At 45.6% G+C, this 25,280-nt stretch carries 20 protein-coding genes and 1 pseudogene; 13 read left to right on the top strand and 8 right to left on the bottom strand.

What is annotated here, in order from left to right; translation table 11 throughout:
* Nucleotides 1-14 precede the first annotated feature (14 nt).
* From CIK93_RS05855 to CIK93_RS05845, 3 genes are all read left to right on the top strand, one after another.
* Nucleotides 15-2,006 carry a transglutaminase family protein gene (locus CIK93_RS05855; RefSeq protein ID WP_094446847.1) on the top strand — a complete coding sequence of 664 codons (1,992 nt, stop codon included), beginning with the start codon at nt 15-17 and terminating at the stop codon, nt 2,004-2,006.
* 45 nt (nt 2,007-2,051) lie between these two features.
* Complete coding sequence (locus CIK93_RS05850) at nt 2,052-2,771, top strand: copper homeostasis protein CutC (RefSeq protein WP_158214984.1); 720 nt, start codon at nt 2,052-2,054, stop codon at nt 2,769-2,771.
* 240 nt (nt 2,772-3,011) lie between these two features.
* Nucleotides 3,012-3,272, top strand: coding sequence for a hypothetical protein (locus CIK93_RS05845; protein ID WP_094449204.1), 261 nt, complete (start codon nt 3,012-3,014; stop codon nt 3,270-3,272).
* A 121-nt stretch (nt 3,273-3,393) separates the two neighbouring features.
* On the opposite strand, the gene CIK93_RS05840 is transcribed toward CIK93_RS05845, so the two are convergent.
* Both CIK93_RS05840 and dcm read right to left on the bottom strand, forming a co-directional pair.
* Entirely contained in the window at nt 3,394-4,098 is a 705-nt protein-coding gene (locus CIK93_RS05840) for an NgoBV family restriction endonuclease (RefSeq protein ID WP_094446845.1), read from the bottom strand.
* A 4-nt stretch (nt 4,099-4,102) separates the two neighbouring features.
* The gene (gene dcm, locus CIK93_RS05835) at nt 4,103-5,881 is read right to left on the bottom strand and encodes a DNA (cytosine-5-)-methyltransferase (protein WP_254046749.1); all 1,779 of its coding nucleotides are present in this window, start codon (nt 5,879-5,881) and stop codon (nt 4,103-4,105) included.
* A gap of 769 nt (nt 5,882-6,650) precedes the next feature.
* On the opposite strand from dcm, the gene CIK93_RS05830 reads away from it, so the two are divergent.
* From CIK93_RS05830 to CIK93_RS05785, 10 genes are all read left to right on the top strand, one after another.
* Nucleotides 6,651-7,856: a BamA/TamA family outer membrane protein gene (locus CIK93_RS05830; RefSeq protein ID WP_094446844.1), complete on the top strand. Its 1,206-nt coding sequence runs from the start codon at nt 6,651-6,653 to the stop codon at nt 7,854-7,856.
* On the top strand, nt 7,856-9,541 hold the full coding sequence (locus CIK93_RS05825; protein WP_094390598.1) for a phosphoethanolamine transferase: 1,686 nt from the start codon (nt 7,856-7,858) through the stop codon (nt 9,539-9,541). The genes CIK93_RS05830 and CIK93_RS05825 overlap by 1 nt, the downstream gene beginning before the upstream one ends.
* A complete protein-coding gene (locus CIK93_RS05820; protein ID WP_094446843.1) occupies nt 9,538-10,512 on the top strand; it encodes a PCMD domain-containing protein in 975 nt (324 codons plus the stop codon). Before CIK93_RS05825 ends, CIK93_RS05820 begins: the two co-directional genes overlap by 4 nt.
* Nucleotides 10,513-10,867: 355 nt before the next feature.
* Nucleotides 10,868-12,997, top strand: a complete 2,130-nt coding sequence (locus tag CIK93_RS05815) for a pectinesterase family protein (protein WP_094446842.1) — start codon at nt 10,868-10,870, stop codon at nt 12,995-12,997.
* A gap of 249 nt (nt 12,998-13,246) precedes the next feature.
* Nucleotides 13,247-14,356 carry a nucleotidyltransferase family protein gene (locus tag CIK93_RS05810; protein WP_094446841.1) on the top strand — a complete coding sequence of 370 codons (1,110 nt, stop codon included), beginning with the start codon at nt 13,247-13,249 and terminating at the stop codon, nt 14,354-14,356.
* Nucleotides 14,353-15,198 (top strand): hypothetical protein, encoded by an 846-nt coding sequence (locus tag CIK93_RS05805; protein WP_094446840.1) that lies wholly within the window; start codon nt 14,353-14,355, stop codon nt 15,196-15,198. Before CIK93_RS05810 ends, CIK93_RS05805 begins: the two co-directional genes overlap by 4 nt.
* Nucleotides 15,138-15,614 (top strand): S24/S26 family peptidase, encoded by a 477-nt coding sequence (locus tag CIK93_RS05800; RefSeq protein WP_254046748.1) that lies wholly within the window; start codon nt 15,138-15,140, stop codon nt 15,612-15,614. The genes CIK93_RS05805 and CIK93_RS05800 overlap by 61 nt, the downstream gene beginning before the upstream one ends.
* A 5-nt stretch (nt 15,615-15,619) precedes the next feature.
* Entirely contained in the window at nt 15,620-15,886 is a 267-nt protein-coding gene (locus CIK93_RS05795; RefSeq protein ID WP_094446838.1) for a PqqD family protein, read from the top strand.
* A complete protein-coding gene (locus CIK93_RS05790; protein ID WP_094446837.1) occupies nt 15,883-17,508 on the top strand; it encodes an ABC transporter ATP-binding protein in 1,626 nt (541 codons plus the stop codon). The genes CIK93_RS05795 and CIK93_RS05790 overlap by 4 nt, the downstream gene beginning before the upstream one ends.
* Before the next feature lie 163 nt (nt 17,509-17,671).
* Nucleotides 17,672-18,556 (top strand): Rpn family recombination-promoting nuclease/putative transposase, encoded by an 885-nt coding sequence (locus tag CIK93_RS05785; RefSeq protein ID WP_094446836.1) that lies wholly within the window; start codon nt 17,672-17,674, stop codon nt 18,554-18,556.
* Between the two features lie 252 nt (nt 18,557-18,808).
* Here CIK93_RS05785 and CIK93_RS05780 read toward each other — a convergent pair.
* The 6 genes and pseudogenes from CIK93_RS05780 to CIK93_RS14010 form a co-directional block, all read right to left on the bottom strand.
* Nucleotides 18,809-19,030 (bottom strand): annotated as a pseudogene (locus CIK93_RS05780) (cell filamentation protein Fic); the annotation flags it as partial.
* A 450-nt stretch (nt 19,031-19,480) separates the two neighbouring features.
* Entirely contained in the window at nt 19,481-21,043 is a 1,563-nt protein-coding gene (locus tag CIK93_RS05770; protein ID WP_158215480.1) for a hypothetical protein, read from the bottom strand.
* A 16-nt stretch (nt 21,044-21,059) separates the two neighbouring features.
* Entirely contained in the window at nt 21,060-22,679 is a 1,620-nt protein-coding gene (locus tag CIK93_RS05765; RefSeq protein WP_158215479.1) for a fimbrillin family protein, read from the bottom strand.
* A 5-nt stretch (nt 22,680-22,684) separates the two neighbouring features.
* Complete coding sequence (locus tag CIK93_RS14015; protein WP_256387359.1) at nt 22,685-22,816, bottom strand: hypothetical protein; 132 nt, start codon at nt 22,814-22,816, stop codon at nt 22,685-22,687.
* Between the two features lie 495 nt (nt 22,817-23,311).
* Nucleotides 23,312-24,886 (bottom strand): hypothetical protein, encoded by a 1,575-nt coding sequence (locus CIK93_RS05760; protein ID WP_158215478.1) that lies wholly within the window; start codon nt 24,884-24,886, stop codon nt 23,312-23,314.
* 8 nt (nt 24,887-24,894) lie between these two features.
* Nucleotides 24,895-25,029 carry a hypothetical protein gene (locus tag CIK93_RS14010; RefSeq protein WP_256387577.1) on the bottom strand — a complete coding sequence of 45 codons (135 nt, stop codon included), beginning with the start codon at nt 25,027-25,029 and terminating at the stop codon, nt 24,895-24,897.
* Between the last annotated feature and the right edge of the window lie 251 nt (nt 25,030-25,280).

The raw sequence follows: 25,280 nt of genomic DNA, 5'->3' as shown, positions 1-25,280 counted from the left end.
TCACAACGAAAACGATGAAACACCTACTGATTACTACAGTGGCACTGATGACATTGGGAACTAACGCAATGGCACAAACTGAAAACGAATGCCTTGACTTCCTCTATCGGCACATGCCCACACCCGACAGCGTGGATTACCCCAAATCTTATTGGCGCAACCAAGTGCGACTCGCACTGAAAGCCAGAAAAACCATGCCCTGGGGACACACCGTACCCCTATGGGAATTTCAAAACTTCGTACTGCCCGTGCGTGTCAACAACGAAGCACTCGATGAAGCACGTGCCACTATTTATAAAGAACTGATGCCACGACTGAAAGGAATGACTATGGAGGAGGCGGCACTCGAAGTCAACCACTGGTGTCACGAGAAAGTAAGCTACCGACCAAGCGACGGCAGAACCGCTGCACCACTGGCTACCATGCGCAACAGCATAGGGCGCTGTGGCGAAGAGAGCACCTTCACTGTGTCTGCCATGCGTAGCGTGGGCATCCCTGCACGACAAGTATATTGCCCACGATGGGCACACACCGACGACAACCATGCATGGGTTGAGGTGTGGATTGACGGTAAATGGCGATTCTTGGGAGCATGCGAACCTGAAGCCACGCTCGACAAAGGATGGTTCAACTGGGCTGCAAGTCGGGCCATGCTGGTAAGGGCATTCGACTATGAAGGCAACAGCATCTCTACCACCACAACATACGCTCCAGTCAAGACTCTCAACGTGAAAGTGGTGGACGAGAACGGAACGCCCATCAAGAATGCCACCGTAGATTTCAGGCTCTACAACTATTCGGAGTTTTATCCCTTGCATACTGCAAAAACAGATGTAGAAGGATGCGCTGCGTTTCAAACCGGATACGGCGATCTGCAGGTATGGGTGAGCGCTGGCAATAGATACGGAGCTATGAAGGCTGATGCCTACACCACAACCATGACCATTACCCCCAATCGCAAAACAGGATGCGAATGGACTGAGCAATACGACTGGCATGTGCCGACAACTGTACTTCAAGAACCTGACCGCAGCATTGTAGATACAGTAAGCGCAAATGGAAGACGACTGATGCGCGAAGACAGCATACGCGCTGCCTATCAGCAACATACTTTCTACAAAGGACAAGACGAGACGCTTCGCAAAGCGCGTAGCAACTGGAAGGTAATAGAACGATTCATCAAGGAGAACCACCCCCATACGGCTCTCGTGCTGAAAGGCCTCAACGAGAAAGATCTAAGCGACGTGACGATTGATGTGTTACACGATGCCTGCCTCATGAACGAAGAGGCTCTAAAATGTGGCGGTGTGCGCATCTCTACCGAACACCTCCGTCCCTTTGTGGCTTTCCTGCAAAAACAACTGCCGAAGATGACCGCTAAGGAATGGATCAACTGGGTGGAACAAAACATTGCTGTAGATAACAGCAAAAATCCAAAACAGCTCTATACCTCAGTGGTGGGTATCTATAACAGCAGACGATGCAACGACCGAAGCCGCGAACTCTTTACCGTTGCAGGCGCACGGGCATTGGGCATGAAAGCGGAACTCGACCCACTGGGCAAAGCAATGGTGGCTGACAACAACGCTACAGCAACAAGCGGATGGCTCAGACTTGCTAACAAAGAAGAGAAAGTGGAACAGGTTGCAATGGGCACACTACAACTGGATGTGCCGAAAGACATCATGTACTACCATGGCTACACCATTTCGAAAATGGTCAACGGACGACCCACACCACTCGACTATGCAGACGATGACCCAACCGTAACAGGCAAATTCCGCGAAGGATTGATGTTGCCTGAAGGCGACTATCTACTCACCACGGGCACTCGACTGAAAGGCGGCGATGTGCTTACCCATAGCACCATGTTCTCGTTGAAGGCAGGAGAGACCAAGAAGGTGAACGTACTCTTCCGCACCAGTCAACACAGTGTGAAGGGCGACTTACAACTCGACGACAGCGAAATCAACTCAAATGCCACTTCCCATCAGAGTGCACAATAACGCTGGGGTCTATTCATGAGCATTCACTATTCATTCAATAAAAATATGATATTAGAACTTTGCTGTGAAAACATCGAGAGCGTAGAGGCTGCTGTCCTTGGCGGTGGCAATCGTATAGAACTGTGTCGCAATTTGGAAGTAGGCGGACTGACTCCCGATCGCGAACTGACCCGTCAGGCGGTAAAATGCTGTCATGAAGGCGGTTTGAGTGTGCAGGTATTGATTCGTTCACGTGGCGGTGATTTCGTCTATACCGATGACGAAGTGGAACAGATGGCAGAAGACATACGCATGGCTATCATCGACGAAAAAGCTGACGGTATAGTGATTGGAGCACTCACCAAAGAGGGCGACATCGACTTGGAGGCTTGTCGCAAATGGATGGACATGGTGCGCCAACCAGACGGCACCTTCTCTTGCGAAGTGACCTTCCATCGTGCTTTCGACAGATGCCGTAACCCGATGGAGGCTATCGAACAGATTGCTGCCATGGGATGCGTTCGTATGCTCACATCGGGTCAGCAGCCCACAGCGGAAGAAGGTATTCCCCTACTCCGTCAACTCGTAGAGAAAGCCAAAGAACTGTCTGTGAAATATGGTCATCCGTTCAACATTCTATGTGGTTCAGGTGTTACAGAAGTGAGTGCACCCATCATCCTGCAAGCCACAGGAGCTACAGAGATTCATGGTTCACTGCGCACAGGACGTGCCACAGATGTAGAAAAGGTTAAAAAGGTGATGGCATTTATGGCTGAGCAAGGCTAACCGCTCATCACTACCCATCATCCTGATAATAAATAGGAGGGAATCTCACATACCGAATCTCTCTGTTTCTGGTTTCCGATTACTCCATCGGAAGCCAGTTTTTTTTCTTTAGCCGATATTACGCTTGCATTTACCCTCTTGCGTTGTTTCCTAATTTTTCTTAAGTTTACGAAAGTATCATTGGTAGATTAAAGGAGAATGACTACCTTTGATGTCTGTAACATTCAACAACTAAAGACTATGTCAGAACAATACATTTCCCACTGTGAGACCCTCCGCATTGCCAAGCAGGCATACGATGCCGGCAGTTACTCCACATCTTTCGAGTTGTTGGAGTCGTTAGCCCATTACATTGTATCATCCAAAGCTGCACAGGAACTATCCCCTACCCATCTCGAAGAGTTGCGTGAGGGCATCAAGCAATCGCTTGCTCAGTTTACCACTTGCAAGGATGAAGCATTATGGGAGGAAGCCTCGGAGTTATACGAGTCAGTGCGGTAATGCTGTCAATAAGTTAATGGGCAAGAATCTAAAATACATCCAAAAGATGAAGCAAAACGGATTCAAGAGTATTGCACTCTTTGAAGACTAAAGCACCAAGGAAACAGAGTTATCTTTGTATTTAATATTTATCTACAATATCGTTCCATCTTGGAATTGAGAGACGCTTGCCGTAGTGTCTTTCGTAACTCTCTATAAGCCTATCTTTCCAATGTAAGGCTATTGTTACTCTTGTATCTGGATACTGATAGATAGTCTCTTCCATTGCCGCTAAAAAATCTTCAAGACTTTCGAATGGCTTAAAGTCTGTACGTTCTGAATACCAAGTGGCAGGTCGGATATTTACAATCACCTTATTTTTGTACTGCACTTTGATAGGCCATGTCCCGCTTGAGCTACATATTTCCCAAAGGTTTTTCAACCAAATTTGCTCTATTTCCACCACCCCATTCTCCATCTTATATTTAATGAGCAAATGTTTAGAATGGAGTTTCCAAGGCTTCTCAATCACAAGGTTGATAAAACTACGAAATGCAGCAATATCAAAGTTTGGACTTCCTGTGAAAGACTTTATCTCCAACCAATCTGATTCCAAATCATCTGGATTCAGCCAAAAGTCGGGGGACGCTTGCTTATGATTGTGAATATGCACTATACCTTTGCTTGTCATCCATTTATCGAGCCATTCTTCAATAATATTACCAACAATATTGTTTTGTTCAACCATTATTCCGAAATCACGAAGGTTGAATCTCACAGAACCTGTTGCACCCTCCATTCCAAAGTCCTCAACAAGTGCTTTATATAGTTTTTCTGATGCGTCCATTTTATTATAATTTTAGTGTTTCCAATAATCGTTCAGCAACAGCCTTAATAACTGGTACTACAACAGTATTTCCCAATAAGTCAAAGCCATCTTTCTCACTTACGTTGAATTTTATATTATCTGGATATCCACAAAGTCGCAATCCTTCTCTGAGCGATAATCGTCTCAATCCACCATTATCTCCAACATAAAGTTTCTGCATATCCATAGCAACAAGTGTTGGGGCGATTTCGGCTGGTGACATTACCTTGTTTATTTCAAAGCTCAATTTTCCTGCTACAATATTATAGCCTTTTGGCTTAGCCATATCATATTCACGATGAGTCGTTGTAACGCCATTCACATTTGTTTCACGAATAAGTTTTTTAGGATGCTCAAATTTCAAGTATCCTTTTTGTGTTAGATATTCCAGCATTTCTTCAAGATTCGGAGAATTATAGAAAGTCTGGATCTGCTCCAACGTCAACGGCATTCCATCCATCCAGTCAATACCAATAATATCTGCCCATTTCTTTTTACGGCGTTCTGTTAATATGGTATCAAGAAGTCGTTTTTGCTCTGGCGAGACCGAACCTTTTATTTCCAAATCCCAGCTGTGAATATTGGAACTTCCACCTCTTTTGTCCTTTATTGATTTACCATATAACTGTTCTATTGTAAAGTGTTTAAGCAATGTTCTTGTAAAAGGAGTATCTGCAGTTGGTAGTCCTGTTTCAAGTATATCGCCTAACTTACTTTCCTTTAATGGAAATTTATCAAGATTTGGCACTGCATTGATGCTACCAACAATATATATTCTTTTGCGTTCTTGTGGAACTCCAAAATATTTTGAGTTAAGAACTCGGAAATCAAACTTATAGTCCAATGCTGCCAAGCTATTAACTATTACTTGCAAAGTTTTACCTCCATCATGATTCACAAGTCCTTCTACATTTTCAAGTATAAAGCCTTTCGGTCGTTTATCTTTTAATATGCGTTCCACTTCAAAGAACATTGTCCCTCGTGTATCTGCAAAACCTTGTCTCTTTCCTGCGGAACTAAAGGCTTGACATGGAAAACCTGCACAAAGAATATCAAAGTCTGGAATATTCTTTGTATCAACCTTTGTAATGTCGCCTGTAATTGTTTCTCCTGGATGATTTTCTTGCAAAACCTTTACAGCGTAGGGCTTGATTTCCGATGTAAAGACACAAACAGGTTTTAGTCCTTTTTCTTTTGCAGCCAATTCAAGTCCACAGCGAATACCACCTATGCCAGCAAACAAATCAATAAAGCGCAAAACATTGTGCTGGTTGCAAACTACAATTTTGGGCTGTTTTAGAGACTCATCTACTACAGCTGAAATATCTTTTCCTGAGAGCAATTTAGGAACAAAAGTTATTTCTTTGTCACCTTTGGGAAAAGTATTCTTTAGAAGTTTGTTAATATCCAAAGGTTCTGCAAGCAATTCGTCTCCCAAGGAAAAGACTAAATATGAGCCATTAGGAGTGGGATAATGCAACTGTTCCATTTCCACTTGTTCCTTAATAGAAGAATTTACACAAGGAAACAGATGATATCCCTCTTGTGGGTTTTGAGTGTTGTATATTAAAACAAAATCAGGCAGAACTTTCGAAAGAGTTCCACCATTTCTTTGAGAAAACAAATCCTTGTTGAAACGAATATTGTATAGTTTCTCATATCGTTGAGTCTTTTCTCCCAATATCCAGTCTAACTGAGATTTTTCACCTCGGTATGCTCCCAAAAGGAAAGTTCGGTCTTTATTCTCTATATACCTAAACATTTTCTGTCCAGCTGTTTTATATCATTTATTAAGTCTATAAGGCTTATGATAAAAGCAAGGCAACTTATAAAAGTTGCTCTAAAGATGGTAGTGATTTATTATGCTTCCATCTACTTGTTATAATCTCAGATTTGCCCATTTGTTAAGCTTAACAACGATTCGTTTTGTTATGTTCGGCAAAGAAATTCTTGTTCAATTTATTGAATATTCCGCCATATTAAGAATTATATTTTGTTGCAAAGATAACTAAAAAAAACGAGAGTTCATCATATTTTGATAAACATTAACTTGATAAAATCACGTCACGGGGAAAATTCTAATAGCATCAAAGCCCCAACAAATGGCAAGAAAGCAAATATCACAGGAATATGTCAATAACAACATCATTTCTATATCAGCACATATTAATATTGGGCCATCTATAGAATTTATCATGACTTTATGGTTGTTTATCAAATATATACACTATATTTGCAACATCTCTGTGGGTTCTGCATGGTAACCACAATCCTTCATCATCATACTATTATAGTGGCAGGCCAACAGGGTCTGCCACTATTTGTCTAATCCTAATCGGTCATTAGAGTTTGGTACGCGTAATGGCGAAACATCATTCGACTTTACGCTATTCTTGTTCTAAAAGGATGTTTTTAGAAAAGAAAAGCAGAGGATTGTGACAGATATGAAAAGAAAACGCTATATTTGCAGTCAGCTTTCTGCCGATTGCACAAAGGATCTGCAATACGGCAAAATGATATAAGACATACTGATGAAAAGAACAAAAAGACATAGTTTCCAACAGCTATTTGTTTTCCTGTTGACGCTCTGCATGGCGATGACTACAATGCAAACGACAGCACAAAACACAGATACTGACGCTGCCACCGTCCTACAAAACGACAGCAACACAATACGGAAGAAAGGACTGGTGGGCAAACTGATGCAATATCTGGCAGAGAGCGACAAACCAGACCCTAACAAGAAGATTGACTTCGGCATCATCGGCGGACCACACTACAATAACGAGACAGGACTGGGACTTGGCATTGTAGCTTCTGCCACCTATAGCGCCGACCGCAGCGACTCACTGTTGGAACGGTCCAACGCTTCACTCTACGGCGACATCACTACCAAAGCCTTTATGATGGTGGGACTTTCCGGCAACCACTTCTTCCCCAAACGCCACTTCCGACTGGACTATACCTTATATGCCTATACCTTCCCGTCGTATCTCTGGGGATTGAGTTATCCACAGAGCGACAACGATGACAACAAAAGCAAATACAGTCACGACAAACTGGAAGTGATGACACGACTGTTGGCACGCCTGAACCGATATTCGTATGTAGGTCCTATCGTGCGCTACCAAATGGTGCATGCCTATAAACTGAAAGACCGCGCACCACAACTGCTTGAAGGTCAACCCAAGACGGTCAACGACATCGGTGTGGGATTGAGCTATACTTTAGACTCTCGAGACTTTATCCTCAACGCCTCCAAAGGTTGGTTCTTACAACTCGACCTCATGACATCGCCCACTATGTTGGGCAATAAGCACACCTACTATTCGGCAGAACTGCAACTTGCCACCTACCGCAAAGCATGGCGTGGCGCCATCATAGCAGCAGAAATACACACCCGACAGACAACAGGTGAGGTGCCTTGGTCATCGCTCTCTGAAGTAGGATCAGGCAGAAGAATGCGTGGCTACTACGAAGGACGCTATCGCGACAAAAACGTGATAGACGCACAGATAGAACTGCGACAACATGTATGGCATCGCAACGGCATCGTCGTATGGTTGGGTGCCGCAGAGGTATTCCCTCGTTACAGTGAGATGCGCCTGAACCGCATCTTACCCAATGCAGGTATAGGCTACCGCTGGCAGTTCAAGAAGGGAGTCAACGTGCGACTGGACTATGGCTTCAGTCGTAACGGCACAGGATTCATATTCAATATCAACGAGGCATTCTGATGATGAAACAAAAGACTATCAACAAACTGTTTTACTTCTTCCTCACAGTACTCATCCTACCCAACATCATACAGATCTATACCGAAGGACTTGGACTGTGGGGCAACATGGTGAATATCATCGCACCAATAGCCTTCTATATACTGGCACTAACCGTGGGACGACGTATAGGTCGCACGGTCATACTCCTCTTTCCCATCCTATTCCTGGGTGCCTTCCAACTGGTACTGACCTATCTTTATGGTCGTGGTCCTATTGCTGTGGATATGTGGCTCAACCTCGTCACTACCAATGGAGACGAGGTGGGCGAACTTCTCTCACAACTTTTGCCTGCCATCGGTTGGGTGGTCATCATCTATGTACCTACTATCATCCTCGCCATCACGCTATGGACGAAGAAAAGGGATTTAGACCATACATTCGTGAAACACTGGAGAAAGAGTGGATTCATCATGGCTGTGGCGGCTATTCTACTGACCACAACGGTGACAATCTCCACAGACTTTATACCTACCAACAGCATTTTCCCACTGAATGCCTGCTACAATTGCACCTTAGCATTCGGTCGAGAGAAGGCATCGGCAGAATACCATAAGACTTCTGACCATTTCACTTTCAATGCCAAGAGTACGATAGACCCGACAGATACTACACGCCAAACGATTGTCTGTGTGGTGGGTGAAACAAGCAGATCCGACAACTGGCAACTCTATGGCTACCACCGCCCCACCAACCCATTGCTGACAAAACAGCAAGGACTGACGGTGTTTTCCAACTATATGAGTCAAAGCAACACGACCCATAAGAGTGTGCCGATACTGCTGTCGTTGGCATCGGCAGAGGATTTCAATATCCTGTTTCGTACCAAAGGCATCATGCAGGCTTTCCGAGAAGCAGGATGGCACACCGCATACATCTCCAACCAACAGCGCAACCACTCGTTTATTGACTTCCTCGGCGAACAGGCTGATGACTGCATCTTCCTGCACGATACAGCCAATGGAGGCAGTAAAGCCATGACAACAGATAGCGATGTGCTGACTCCACTCCGAAAACAACTGGCGAAAGACTATCACAAACTCTTTGTCGTGGTACATACTTATGGTTCACACTTCGACTATACCGACCGCTATCCGAAGTTGATGGCACACTTTCTGCCCGATTCTTACAATGGAGCAAAACCACAATACCGACAGATGATGGTAAACGCCTACGACAATTCCATACGTTTCACCGACTGGCTATTACACCGTATCATCAGATTGGCTCAACAGCGAGGAGGCGCTACTGCCATGCTCTTTACCTCAGACCACGGAGAAGACATCTTCGACGATAGCCGCAAACTATTCCTCCATGCCTCACCCTATCCGTCATTCTACCAACTGCATGTGCCAATGGTGATATGGACTTCTGAGGTTTACACCAAACAGTTTCCCAACGAGGCTGATGCGCTGCATCGCAACAGCCAGTTGCCAGCATCCAGCAACTGTGTGTTTCACACGCTGCTGACCTTGGGCCACGTGGCAACAACCTACCGCAACGATACGCTGTCGCTGGCAAGCCGGCGGTTTATGCCCCAACAGAAACGCTTCTTCCTCGACGACCACAACACGCCAAGAACCTACGAGGAATGTATGCAGGAAACGGATATAAGACTCTTGAAACTTAAACACATCATAAAATGACAAAGGCCATACTCATAAAAGCGGGCGCCATATTGGCGCTGACTTTGACCGCTACGACAGATGCTAACGGCCAGAACATTCAACCTATTAAATATGGTGATATGAACCAATGGGTGACACGCCATGTGAAAGAGAGTGCTATCATTGGTGGAAACACCAAAACCCTCTACGAGATAGCGCCTGCCAAAACGTGGAAACAGAATGCACCATACACCAACTGGGGCGGTTCGCCTTGGGGTACGTCAAACGTGATGGCGAAGGTGTCGGGCATTACCAAAACCAATGTATCGGTCTATAGAGACAGTCATCCGGGACATGGCTTTTGTGCCAAACTGGTGACACACATCGAGACGTGTAAGGTGTTGGGCATAGTCAACATCAAAGTATTAGCTGCTGGAAGCATCTTCCTCGGCGAAACCCTCGAACCCATAACTTCGACATCAAACCCTATGGCAAAACTCGATGCGGGTATGAAATTCACCGGAAAACCCAAAGCACTGGTGTTCGACTATCGGGTGCAACTATCGGGACACCCCAACCGCATCAAGGAAACGGGATTCAGCAAAGTGAAAACCGTGGCAGGCATCGACATGGCAGACTGCGTCTGTTTGCTACAAAAGCGATGGGAGGATGCCAAAGGCAACATCTGGGCTAAACGTGTAGGCACTATGGTGGTGCGCTTTGCCAAAACTACCAACGGATGGGTGGAGAATGCATCTTTTCCCATCCACTACGGTGACATCACCCGACAGCATTTCTACAAACCCTATATGGGACTATTAACAGGAAATGACATAAAATGGGCGAAAAACTCAAAAGGCAAGATGATGCCTGTGAAGGAAATAGGATGGGCTACTGCCAACGAAGTACCTACCCACATGATTCTGCAGTTTGACTCCAGCCACGGTGGTGCCTATATCGGTTCGGTGGACAACACCCTTTGGGTGGACAACGTAAGAGTGGAGTATTAAGAATACAGAAAGAAAAAAAATAATTTTCTTTTTGTATTCTGCTCACTTTATCGTACCTTTGCAATAGAAAAAATACTAAAAAGATTCAAGTTTCGCAACTGATGGAATTGATTGAAGTTAAAGAACGTTTTCGTTAAGCCAAATGAGCAGAATAAAGCTCGCTTTAATTCTGTCATGGCGAGAAAAGGTGCCATAAAATGGAAGTTATCACTCCCTACGGTCGTTCGGGAAGTTAAGAGACAATAGCCTTTTGCCGTAAGACGTAGGACATTTGTCCCTTAACTTCTCTCTAACTTCCCTAACTTCCCTTAACTTCCCCACATGCGAAAGTTCAGTAAAAAGACAAATCAACAACATGAAACAACAACTGACAAGGGTGGCAGTCTGCATCATCGCCATCCTCTTGGGATGCAACATTCAGGCTGCCAAGAAAGTATTCACACTGGGCGACTCCACTATGGCCCCCTACGACGTCAACACGACAAAAATGCGTGGATGGGGTATGTATTTCGGCAATTTCCTTACCCATGGATGGGTGAGCCTCAACTATGCAAAAGGCGGAAGAGACTCGCGTGCCGGATATAACGAGTTATGGCAGAATGCCAAGGATAGCGTGGGCTCTGGCGACTATGTGCTCATACAGTTTGGACACAACGATGAGAAGTTCAACGGCATGGACAACCAAGAACTTCAGACCTTCTATGCTGCACAGGGAAACGATGCACAGTTGGCTACTGTAAGAAAGGACAAACGAGGCACCATCCCCCACTCCACCTATAAAGAATGGTTGAGAAAAATCATCAGAGAGGTAAAGGCAAAAGGTGCAACTCCTGTGCTTATCTCACCCGTATGCAGATGTTATTTCGGTGCTGACCACAAGATAACACGTGCCGGACAACACGATTTGGGCGATAAGTTTGATGCTTTGCACCAAGATACTATCATGACCCAGCAACACATTGATAGCGACAACCATGATATGGACTATCCCTACCACATGAGACAGTTGGCTAAAGAGGAACATATCAGTTTTGTGGATATGACCACAGCCACCAAAAACCTCTACGAGCAATACGGCAGTTTTGACGCATGCTACGCGGCACTCTTCGACAAAGGTACTACCACCGACAAGACGCACTATAACAAAAAAGGTGCTATGGCTGCTGCACAACTCTGCGCACAACTGCTGAAAGAGCAGGGTATTTTGGCTAAACACATCACGATTCCTACAGAAACCAAACATGCCTATGATGCTGTGGTGTCAACAACTGCCGAACTCTGCCATGCTATTGCTGTTGCCAACAGCCGCAAAGACCAACAGACGCGTTACCGCATCTTGGTAAAAAAAGGCACTTACAAAATGCCGACAGGAGCAATGAAGCACTATAAGCATACGGGAAAAGACCGCACTACCGTATTGTGGGAAGGCGATCTGCCCGACCCTATCACCTATATCACCGCTGCCAACCTCTCGCTGATTGGTGAAGACCGCGACGCCACCATCATCACACAAGACATCTCCAACGATTCGAGCATGCTCTTCAAAGGTCCGTTTGGCACAGCCCACAAATACGAAACCATACGCTATAGTCCTGTTTTCCAACTGACCGAAGCTGCCGTTGGCACCTATTTCCAAGACATCACCATCAAGAGTGGCATCGACGACAGACTCGGACGCAACCTCGCTGTCTATGACTGTGCCACCAACACCATCTATAAGAACACCCTGCTCTATGGCTACCAAGACACATGGACCAGTAGCAACGAACAGGGACTCTACTACTTTGAGGGCGGTCAGGTGCGTGGACGTACCGACTATCTCTGCGGTAAAGGAGATGCCTATTTCAACCAGTTGGAACTGCTACAGATTGCCGGTGGATATACTGCAGTACCGTCAAAACCGAGAAACGTAGGTTGGGTGTTCAAAAACTGCACCATCAGCGCATCAGGCAACGACGTCGATGGCACCTACACCTTGGGGCGCCCATGGGGCAAGGCAACACCTGTTGCCGTGTTTATCGATACACGAATGAATGTGAAACCTACCACCCTGGGATGGAACGAGATGCATGACGGATGGCCTGCACGCTTTGCAGAATGGAACTCAAGAGACTGCAACGGAGTGACCATCGAAACCGCTGGACGCAAGACCATCTTTGCCAATAGCCATGAAAACAATCCCACACTGACAGAAAAAGAAGCTGATACCTACAGCAACATGAACCGTATGTTTGGCGACTGGCAACCTACCGATGATACCAAACAGGCTGCTATTCCTGTTGACATCCGCGTCAACGCCGGTGTACTGACATGGAGCAAGAGTTACGGCACATGGTTGTGGGCAATCTGTAAAGATGGCAACGTGATCGATTTCACCGAACAACCCACCTATACTGCAAAGCAAGCTGGAATCTACAGCGTGCGCGCAGCCAACCCTATGGGCGGACTGAGTGCCCCTTCGGCAACAGTGACCGTCACCTTGTAAGCCACAGACACTAGCGCATTATGTTATAGTGGTGGTCGAGTGGTCGAATATTTTAAAAAACTAAATTTTTAGTATTTCCGCATGGCGCCCTATGGAGTTGGGCGCCACCTATATCGGTCAAAATATCCGATGGCGTTTGTACCTACTGCAAGTAACAAATAAATCTCAATATGCAAAATTTCCGTGGATTTATTCTGCTGATTTCATATAAAAGTTGTATTTTTGCAGTCAATTATATGCAGATGAGAAATGAATGACACAAAGTGGACATTGATACGGCTGATGAGAATGGCTGTGGGCTGCGAACCTTATGAGCCAATGACACTCTCGGAAAGGGAGTGGAAGGAGGTTTATATACAGATATGCCAACAAACGCTCACTGGGGTGATATATTGTGTGGTAAATCGGATGAGTGGCGACGTTGGCATACCCAAACCGCTACTGATGGAATGGACCCTGAAAGCCGAAGCTATACGCAGATTCAACGCTAAGATGAACGCAGAGGCTGCAAGGCTAACGCGATGGTTTGGCGAAAGAGGACGGAAGACGGCAATACTGAAAGGACAAGCCAACGCACGACTGTATCCTCACCCCGACGAACGGCAACCCGGAGACATCGATATATGGGTGGAAGGCGGCAGGGACAGCGTCTTGAAACTGCTGGGCGACGAGGGCGTTCTGGACACAAAGGACACCGTGTCGTATCATCATGTGCACCTGAATAAAAACGCAAGCGGTATCGCGGTGGAGGTGCACTTCCGACCGTCGTCGGGTAATTACAACCCCATCACCAACCGCCGACTGCAACGGTTTCTCGAAAAGGAAATCCTGCTGTCGGAGAGTTGTCCCGAAGGCTTTGACGTGCCCACCTGCAGATTCGCCCTGATCATGCAGATGGCGCATATACAAAGGCATTTCCTCTCGGGAGGCATCGGACTGAGGCATATCGTGGATTACTATATGCTGATGAAGATTTCATCTGAGGAAGACAGGCGATTTGTAGCCTCCCAACTGTCAAGGTTCGGACTGCGGAAAACGGCAGGAGCGGTGATGTGGATGATGAGCGAACTGTTCTCAATGGAGAGCGACAGGATGATATGCCCGAAGGATGAAAGGCGTGGCAGATGTATGCTCGACGAGGCATTTAAGAGCGGAAACTTTGGGTGGTATCACGAAAACCGCCGAAAGGGATACTGGCAAACCGTAATCAGTGGCATACTGATACCGATAAGGCTGATGGGATTCTCATTCCAGGAATGTCTGTGGATTAATGTCAAGTTTGTGATCTATATCATACGCACAATACCCAAGAGGATTAAGTACAGAAGTTTATCACTAAGATATGTTCACGAAGAATGACAACAAGATATTATAGTGTGGCACGACATGTGATGGCATTGACTGCCGGGGACGACATCTTCGCATGGCTCGACAACTGCCGTCCGTTTGAGGTGACTCCGTCGGAGCCGCTGATAAGTGTCGTGATACGCGAGAATGCTCCCCTACCCGAGACTTGGACAGAGGAATGGCGACAGGAGGAAGAGGGCGACGAGATAGCATGCGGACATTCGGGAGGAAATCCGTTGTTTGTGTTCCGCTCGCACGGGAAGATGGCCGGCTGGATGGAATGTGGCAGCGACTATCGCAGGGCGACGGTATATACTGGAGAACTGCCCAAGTTGGCTATCGACAACGCGATGATGATTGCATTTGCCCTTGCCACGGCGGAAATGGACACATTGCTGTTTCATGCGTCAGTGGTATGTCGCGGGGGAAAGGCGTATATGTTCCTCGGACCGAGCGGAACGGGCAAGAGCACTCACACCCGCTTGTGGCTCAGATATATAGAAGGCAGCCGACTGCTAAACGACGATAATCCCGTGGTGAGGATAGAGGCTGACGGGGAAGCGGAGGTGTATGGATCGCCATGGAGCGGAAAGACTCCGTGTTATGTCAACGAGCATTATCCCTTGGGTGCAATAGTGAGGCTACGTCAGGCACCTCATAACGCCATCCGACGGATGTCGCCCATCGAGGCATACGCCACCATGGCATCAAGTGTGTCGGGAAAGAGGTGGGAGAAGAACATCGCCGACGGACTGCATCGTGCGCTCAACTCACTGACTGCAACGGCAAGGATGTGGCACATGGACTGTCTGCCCGACGAGGCGGCAGCGAAAATGACAAGCTCAACGATATGAACGACAACAAGATAATTGACGAGGCTGTGGCACTGATGAACGAAGGATATAGTGTGACTCTGCCTGTTTCGGGGCGCAGCATGCTGCCGTTTATCATCGGCGGCAAGGAGAGTGTCATACTCGCTCCTCCTGCAGGGCTCAAGCGCGGCATCGTGGCATTGGCATGGGTGGAGAACAGGAGATATGTGCTCCACCGCATAGAGAGAATTGAGGGCGAGAGTGTGACGCTGATGGGCGACGGAAATCTTGTCGGACGAGAACACTGCTCCATAGGCGACGTCAAGGCTATTGCCACTCATGTGGTGGACAGTAATCAAAAGCGTCATTATCTATACACCCGTTGGCGCAAGACGGCATCCGAAATATGGTGGGCGCTATTGCCCTTAAGACGATATATATTGAAATTAAACATTTAGAAGATATGAAGAAGAAAGACGGTATGGTGCTCCGCGAAGTATGCGGAGAGAAAGTGCTGGTGGGCGAAGGACTTGGAGCCGTGGATTTCGGCAGGTTGATAAGTCTCAACGACACTGCGGCATACCTTTGGGAACAGCTCGACGAGGATTCGGACATCGACTCCTTGACACTGGCATTGTGCAAGGAATACGACGTGGAACAAGAGGTGGCACGACATGACGTAGAGGCCATCTTGGAAGAATGGATAAAGACCGGAGTGGTGGATAGATGAAGTATGCAAGGTGGTTTATAGACAACTCGCGCGGCATAAGACTGAATATCCTTGTGCGCATAATGGCAGGACTGCTGCAGACAGGGCTTGCACTGTGCGTGGTATGGCTGAGCAAGAAGCTCATCGACGACGTAGCCATGAGGGGCACCATGAGCGAGATGGCTGTGCAGGCATTGCTGATAGCTGCTGCCGTAGTGGCGGGGGTGAGCATACGCCAACTAAACCAATACCTTGCCAATAAGGCATTTATCAAGAAGGTGGCGGAACTGCGTCTCGCTATCTTCTCGCAACTCTTCAACCGACGATTGTTTGAGGCCAATGATATACACTCGGGGGACGTCACCTCGAGGATGGCCAAGGACATAGACGCAGTGAGCGAGACATTGGCTGTGCAACTGCCGCAGGTGGTGGTGATGACTATACAGCTGGTTGGAGCGTTCCTCCTGATGAGATGGTTTGACAGCCGACTGGCATGGGCGCTCATTCTCATCACTCCACTCGCAATAATCATCGGCAAGTATATCTCCCACCGACTGAAACGCATCACTCTCTCGATACGCGAGGATGAGAGCAGAATAATGGCGAGGATACAGGAGAGTGTGGAATTGAATGTTGTGCTGAGGGCATTACAGGGCGAGAGATGGATGCAGGACAGGGTGGAAGAACTGCAGGACAGGCAGACTGTCAACTATATCCGTCGTTCACGGTTTATGGTGTTCAGCCGGTTTGCACTTGGTTGCACATTCGGCTTGGGATATATGCTCGCCTTTGTGTGGGGAGCCTACGGACTGCGCACGGGGGCAATCACCTTCGGAGTGATGACATCCTTCCTTCAACTCGTAGGACAGATACAACAACCTATCCTGTCATTGCTCGGCGCATTTCCGTCAATCATATACAGCACTGCCAGTATCGACCGGCTGAAGGAGATGGAACATGGCGAGGAGAAACAACCATGCGCCGGCGAAGACATCACTACCCGCACATTGCTTGGCATACGCATGGACAACGTGACATTCCGATATGCCAAGGGCGACAGGGAGGTGATGAGTAATTTCTCGCATGACTTCCGTCCTGGCACCAAGACCGCAATACTCGGAACAACAGGTGCAGGAAAGACAACGCTCTTCCGACTCATACTCAATTTCATACAACCCGACAGTGGAGAGGTGACATTCTACGGGAATGGATTCACTCATGCTGCCGACAAGAGCATGAGGAAGAATGTGGTGTTTGTGCCACAGGGAAACACTCTGATAAGTGGCACGATACGCAATAACCTGCTGATGGCAAAACCGGATGCATCCGACGAGGAACTGCATACTGCACTTCACACATCGTGTGCCGACTTCGTCTTCGACTTGCCGCAAGGTATCGACACGGTATTGTCGGAACATGGCGGAGGATTGAGTGAGGGTCAGGCGCAACGCATAGCCATAGCACGCGGACTTCTCCGACCCGGTGCCGTCTTTTTGCTCGACGAGATCAGTTCGGCTCTCGACGAGGACACGGAGCGAGAATTGTTCAGTCGCCTTTTCGCCGCCCGTCCATCCACCACCATCCTACTTATCACCCACAGAAAGAAAGTGGCGGCACTATGTGATGAACGCCTTGAGATTTGAATCATCAGGTCGGAATCATCAGGGACAGGTTTGAAGTGAACCCATGACCCTTGCCCCATGCCTCTGTTTGGTTCTCCTATCCGTTAATTATTTGTAACATTTTCATTCTTTTTATTGCCATTTCAATAAAAATCACTATCTTTGCTAACAAAAATAGTGAGATATGGCAAAATACATTAATCCTTTCACCGATGTCGGTTTCAAGAGAATCTTCGGACAAGAGCTGTCGAAACCGCTGCTGCTCGACTTCCTCAATAGCCTTTTTGAGGGAGAGAAGCACATCGTCAACCTTACATTCCTCGACAAGGAGCAACCAGCACTGTTTGAGGAAGACAGGTCGCTGATTTACGACATATATTGCGAGACCGACGAGGGCGAGAAGATAATAGTAGAGATGCAAAACAAGTCGCAGCCATTCTTCAAGAACAGGAGCATATACTACGTGTCGGAGTCGATAGCCCGACAAGGTGAGCGCGGTTCGTCATGGAACTATGAGATAGACTCTGTTTATCTTGTGGCGTTCCTTAACTTCAGCCCCTTGGATTTCAAGAAGCAGTTCCGCACGGATGTCGTTCTTGCCGAGAAGGATACGAAGGAGCAGTTCTCCGACAAGTTGCGTATGATATACCTCCAGCTTCCGTTGTTCAAGAAGGAAGCCGAAGAATGTGAGAATCAAGTAGAACGTTGGATTTATTTGTTAAAGAATATGGAAACATTAAACAGATTACCCTGGGCGGCTCAGAGTGCCGTTTTCAAGAAGCTCGAGAGCATAGCCGATGTGAGCGCCATGACCCGTGCCGAGCGCCTGCAATACGACGAGGCTCTGAAAAAATACCGCGACACCATTAGCGTGTTTGAGGGAGTGCGTATGGAAGGACGCATGGAAGGACGTATGGAAGGACGTATGGAAGGACGTATGGAAGGACGCGAGGAAGGTCAGAAGGAAGAGAAAATTGCAAATGCCCGCAAGATGAAAACCTACGGTTTGGCATTAGAGATGATATCCGATATAACGGGTTTGACAATAGATGAAGTGAGGGACTTGTAGTGTAAAGTGCCCCCAAACACAATGAAGGCTGCAAATGGCATTTACTATGCCGCTTGCAGCCTTCAAATGTTATTGAAATAGATAATTATCCTATATCACGACATGCCCTCTAACCCCAGATCTTCGGATATAAGAGCCTTGGCGTAGGTGACGGGCAGACGGGTGGATTCTTCGGAGGGAATGCCTGAAATTCAGCGTAGTCAAGGAATTGGGACACCAACAGGTTCAGTCTTTTCAGTTCCTGTTCTGTAAATGTGCAATGTTGCGTTGAACGCTACGTTTGCCCTCTTGGCGAACTAATAAGAAATCCTTATAAGTTCGATCTTCCTGTAATTCAGCGTCTTTGTATATGTTTTTAATGTGCATTGATATATTCTCTTGCGTAGTATCATATATCTCCGCAAGCTGTGCCTGCGTGAGCCATACGTCTTCATCAGAAAACCGTACGTTCACCTTGGTTGTACCTGTCCCCATGACCCTTATTGGTATAAAAATAAAACGACCCGCCGATTTAAGCATCGTAGAGAGGCTTGGCGGGTTCTTGTGGTGCAAAGGTAAAGCATTTATTTGGATTGTGCAAGGCTTTTGGAAGAAATGTACGGAATTGGAGGTGATTTTTAACAGTTGTTGGGTGTTGGAAATACAAAATGAGGTATCTGCAAACCAAAGAGGGTCATCTACAAACCATATTGGGCGGTTCGGAGGATTGGATGTAATTTCGGGAATCATCGGGGACAGGTACTTGAACCATCTATATACAATTGAGAAATGGCACGTACAGCAAGAAAGCATTCAGATAGCGGAGTCTATCACGTTATATTGAGAGGGGTTAAAAGAATCATCGGGGACAGGTTCATCGACCCTAAAGAGTGAACCAATGTACCTGTCCCCATGACCCTTCCATGACCCTTAATTGCTGAAGTTTCAATCCACTGCAACCAAGCGCACCGGGCGCACCGGTAAACCATTATAGTGAAAGTGATTGTAATGATGATATACATGACTGCCATCGCAATACAGGTTATACGAGCGATCGTTCGTGTAGGCTGTGGCTGACCAGTAGTAGCCTATAGAGCCGACGTCCTTGAAATCAGTACTATAGACGTAGCCAGCTGCAGGCAAGAAGAGATACTTACCAGATCTGTCATTCCTGATTATCTGAATTCCGTTGATTCCTTTTCCTTGAACTTGGGTAAAGGTCCTATTTCCCTCGGGTCCCCAATAGACCTGATTATTTTTGGCATAGTCCAAAGCCTCCCAAATCTCTTTTGTTGGTATCTGCCAGTCACCTTTAAGTATCTGACGAGCGGCATCGTCTGCATCTTCAAGGGTTTGTCCAGCGGTGGTGTATTTGGTATATTTCCTTGTTGAAATATCGTAATATGGGGCATTGGCTATAATGTATCCACCTGGTTTGTCATTTTTCCACGTTTGTGTCGCTGAAGAATACCAAGGCTCAGTAGCTCCCCAAGCAAAGTAATCACCATAATCATATTCATTTGTGGCAAGACCATCTTTTGTGAGGTTGGATTTGGCGAATATTAATCTATATTTTTTTCCATTAATGTCAAACTCTCCCATATCAAGCTCTTGACTTTTATCTACTATGCCACGCGAATTATATGTCCATTCCCCCAATTTTTTACCTGTTGTATCAAATATGCCTGTTGTCTCAAATTTGCCGATGTGTTTAAACTTACTACGATGAAACGTATTGCTTTTGGTGCTTGTTCGAGTGTAAACACAATATTCATCAGAGGCATGGAAACTAATGCTGAAACCTTTTGTCAAGGTTATAGGAGGAACTACAATAAAATACTGATCACCTTTTTTAAAATATTCTCCTGTAGCAGGTTTCAAAGTAATGGTCTTCGATTGGTTTGACGTAAAAGAGATTGAAGGTTCACCATTATTATAAGTTAGAGTTCCTGTACCTGCAATATCCTCGTTTGCAGTCAGCACTATCTTCTTGCAAGGAAACTCTATCTGTAACTTTATAAGACTTACGGCATTCTTGAAATCCAAATTATACTTTTTGTCTTTCGTCGATACAGCCATCATCAATGCTGCCTTTGGGTCGAAACTCCAAATAGTTGGAGTTTGTTCTGCAGGAAGAGTTATACCACTTACACTACCATCTTTTTCAAGTTTAGCTCCTTCTGTGTATGGATAAACAGCAGTGAAAGATGTTGCTTGTGACGAAGCTGTACCTGAAAATTTTCCGTCTTCAACATCTTCTGTTAATGTAAACGTCCGGTTACCTTGACCATCAAATACACTAATCTTATCACCTGTCTCCCAATCGACACCAGTGCCAGCATCAAGAGCCGTACGAGTACCAACATTTGATTCCTGTGTGGCAGTGAAAGTCATTGGAACTAACTTGCTTTCTTCTTTGATTTCTGCCACTTCATCGTCTGACGATGAGCAACTTGCCATTGCCATCAGCATGGCAATGGACATAAAAGGTAGAATATATTTCTTCATTGTTCTAATATAATAATTATTCCCAACTAAAATCGTTTTCATAATCATATCTCTCTGTAGTAGCAACAGGATCCGCCAAAGATTCCACAACCAAGCGCACCGGGCGCACCGAATAACCGTAGTAGCGATATTTTGGGGAGATATCCTTATTGCCCTCCTTGTAATATAAATATAAGTACAGGGAATATGCGGCCTTGTTCGAGTTGGCTGTGCCTGACCAGTAGAAGCCGGAAGTACCGGCACCGCTGAGCCAAGAATTATTGACTTCGCCAGCTACAGGCAAGAAGATAGTTCCTGTTTCACTTTTTTTGCTTTTCACTTGGTAGCCATTGTATTCTGCTTTTTTAGTCTTAGTCCATTCGTACTTTGAAGACTCAAACAATTTATCCCAAATCTCTTTTGTTGGTATCTGCCAGTCACCTTCAAGTATCTGACGAGCGGCATCGTGCTCCATAGCAAGTTTTTCGCCATTATTAATGTATTGGTTGCAAGACCAGTTATTATCATCTCTAAATGGAACAGTTGTCCAATCGTAAACTGTGGCATTTTTGGTGTTCCCCCAAGTCGTTAGTGAAACTTGAACGTTATATCCTGTGCCAGTACGAGAATATTGCGTACACCAAGGCTCAGTAGCTCCCCAAGCAAAATAATCACCAAAATCATATTCATTTTCGGCAAGACCACCTTTTGTTAGGTTGGATGTGGCGAATATTAATCGATAATTCTTATCACCAATTGTAAACACTCCCATATCAACCTGTTTGTCCGCTGGCACTTCACCATTTTTTGATAACGTCAATTTCAACTTATTATCTGTTCTTGAAAACTCACCGAGATTAATGATAGTATTTCTCTTAAACTCAATTTCTTTACTGCCAGTACGAGTGTAAACATCACCGGTGTTGTCAGTGAACGAAATGCTCCAACCTGCGGAGAGTGTTACGGCAGGAACAGCTATGTAATAAGCCGTGTTCGCAGTAATGTTTCCCGATAGTGTAACAATGGAAGTTGATTGTTCTGGGGTAAATGCTATCGACGGTTTATTGCTATTAGTATCGTATAAAAGAGTACACATTCCTGCAAGATATTCAGATGCTCGAGCTGCCTGCAACACAATCTTGCTGCAAGCAAACCTTGGTTTCACCTTCACATAACCTACGACATTCTTAAAATTCAACGTGTTTCCATCGCCGCCCTCTGCAATCATCAAGGCTGCTTCCTTGTCGAAACTGTTGTCTCTGGCATATTGAATGGCAGGAAGAGTAACGTTTGTAACATCATTGCCCGAAAGAGAAGCATTTGGCTGATATGGATAAACGGCTGTATAAGAATTTGATTGTCCTGCCTTACCTGAAAACTTACCAAATGTCCTTCCAGCACCGTCAGTTAGCGTAAACTGATTATTATTCGTCCCATCGAAGATGCTTATTTCGTCTTCTGATTCCCAGTGAATATTGGTACCGCTTAGTATAGCCCTAGTGCTTGCCTCATTACCTTCTTGCGTTGCAGTAAAGGTCATTACCTTTACCGCACTCTCATTTTCAATTGTAGTGTTGTTGTCCTCCGACGAACATGATGCAAAGGACACGATGGCTGCAAAAGCCATCATAGATTGAATATATTTCTTCATTTTCATTCTTTTTACCATGTATACTCTTCTTCACCAAGTGATTCTGTTTCTCCATTAGTACTTCCCGCCAAAATCTGTGTCCTGCTGATTTCATAAACCGTCATAATAGGAGATTGATAGATTTTCTTTTCTTTTTTTTCCATTTTTGTGTTTCTTGATTCGCTGTAGCCTATAGGTTCTCGGATTCGGCTGGTTAATGATTAATTAATATAAGGTGAACCTATTAATGAAAAAGCGTGGAACCTGACACTTGCCTGTTCCACTTCTCGAGGTTCTGGTTTACCTGATTTCGAGAAGTCAGAAACAAAGCGCATGAAGACGCTTTCCCATAAATAGAAACAAATGCGGAGCCAAACTCTATTGGCTCAGAAGCCCAAGCGAGTTGGGCAACTTGCAAATGTCGGTGCAAAATTAGTGATGAAACTGCCAAACTTTTCGGCAACTTTTTATTGTTTAACAACTTTTTTGCTTGGTTTCCCATCCTACCCTCCTCGCGCGACGACGGCGCGAGGAGGGAGGGGGAATGGGGTGATTCATATACACAGGGCTCACGCCCTGTGCTGGGCTATGTCACCCCTTCGGGGTTTAGGAGGCGGAGGGATATATAAATCCCATCGCCATGCGCTATTGCTGAAGTTTCAATCCACTGCAACCAAGCGCACTGGACGCACCAAGTAACCGTAGTAGCGACCGAAGTTGCCCTTCGAATCGACACTTTTAAAAATAAAATTTAAGTTCAGGCAATACGCGCCAGTGTTCGGGTCGGCTGCTGTGCCTGACCAGTAGTTGCCTTTCGAGCCGACATTGTAAAACGAAGTCCCCATATTCTCGCCTTGGCCAGCTTGGCCACCCGCAGGCAAGAAGATATAAGTATTAGAATCGTCTTTCTTGCTTATCTTCATTCCTTGGACTATTGTTTCCGAAACCTTATTTCCATAAAACTCCCAATTCACCATTTTTGTATTGGCATCGTACAATGCCTGCCAAATCTCTGTAGTTGGTATCTGCCAGTCACCACCGAGAATCTTGTTTGCGGCATCGTCAGCTGCTTCAAGGGTTTTTCCAGCCGTGTATTTGGTATAAGAGCCATTGTAATATGGGGCATTGGCTTTAATGTATCCACCTGATTTGTCCCAATTAGGGCCTTCTCCTACTATCGGTGTTCCACCAGGAGCATTAATGTGATAAGAAACATACCAAGGCTTAGTTGCTCCCCAAGCAAAATAATCGCCGTAGTCGTATTCATAATAGGCAAGACCTGTACCTGTGCCTGTTGAGAGGTTGGCATTGGCAAAAATAACTTTATAATTCTTTGTGCCAATCTTTATTGTAAATCCCAAATCAACCTCCCTATTTTCATCTATTTTTCCTCTTGGCTCATACCAATTTGTTTCATTGATATCAAACTCACCAAGGTTGGTCACCTTGTTGCGAGTGAAAGTGATATCTTTTGTTCCCTTGCGGGAATATACTGTACCATCAGACGCTGTGAATTTTATAGACCAACCAGCCTTAAGTGTAACTGGGGGTACTGCAATATAGTAGTAATTGCCTGCCTTGATTTCTCCTTGAAGTGTGATGGCATAATCCTTTGTTTTCGCATTGGAAAGATCGAGTTTTGGTTCTCCGCCGTTATAAGAGACTGTGCCAGTTCCTGCCAATACCGCAGAGTTGTCAAAAGCTTTTAAATCTATTCTTTTGCAATCAAAATTTGGTTTCACCTTCACATAGCCTACGACATTCTTAAAATTCAACGTTTTTCCATCGCCGCTCTCTGTAATCATCAAGGCTGCTTCCTTGTCGAAACTGTTGGCGGTAGCGTTTTGAGTGGCAGGAAGGGTTACGTTTGTAACATCATCGCCCGAAAGAGAGGCATTTTCTTGATACGGATAAACGGCTGTATAAGAATTTGATTGTTCTGCCTCACCTGAAAACTTGCCCGATGTACTTCCATCACCGCCAGTTAGCGTAAACTGATTATTATTCGTCCCATCGAAGATGCTTATTTTGTCTTCTGATTCCCAGTGAATATTGGTACCGCTTAGTATAGCCCTAGTGCTTGCCTCATTACCTTCTTGCGTTGCAGTAAAGGTCATTACCTTTGTCGCACTCTCATTTTCAATTGTAGTGTTGTTGTCCTCCGACGAACATGACGCAAAGGACACGATGGCTGCAAAAGCCATCATAGATTGAATATATTTCTTCATTTTCATTATTTTTGTTAATCCCATGTATAATCTTCTTCACCAAGTGTTTCTGTTCCTCCATCAGCACTTCCCGCCAAAATCTGTGTCCTGCTGATTTCATAAACCGTCATAGTAGGAGATTGATAGATTTTCTTTTCTTTTTTTTCCATTTTTTTGTTTTTTGATTCTCGGTTGCCTATAGGTTCTCGGAGTCGGCTGGTTGTTATAATATGGATAAGGTTAACCTATAAATGAAAGAGCGTGGAACCTGACACTTGCCTGTTCCACTTCTCGAGGTTCTGGAATACCCATCACAGTTGAACAGGCAACGCAGAACCCACGCAGTGGAGTTTATATAATCTTCTATAACACATAATGGCAGACCATTTAAATAGTCCGCTTTTCGCGCATAGAATCATGT

Origin of the sequence: Prevotella sp. P3-92 (assembly GCF_002251205.1) — a bacterium.
In the GTDB taxonomy this organism is placed as follows: domain Bacteria; phylum Bacteroidota; class Bacteroidia; order Bacteroidales; family Bacteroidaceae; genus Prevotella.
This window is presented reverse-complemented; position numbering and strand designations above follow the sequence as displayed.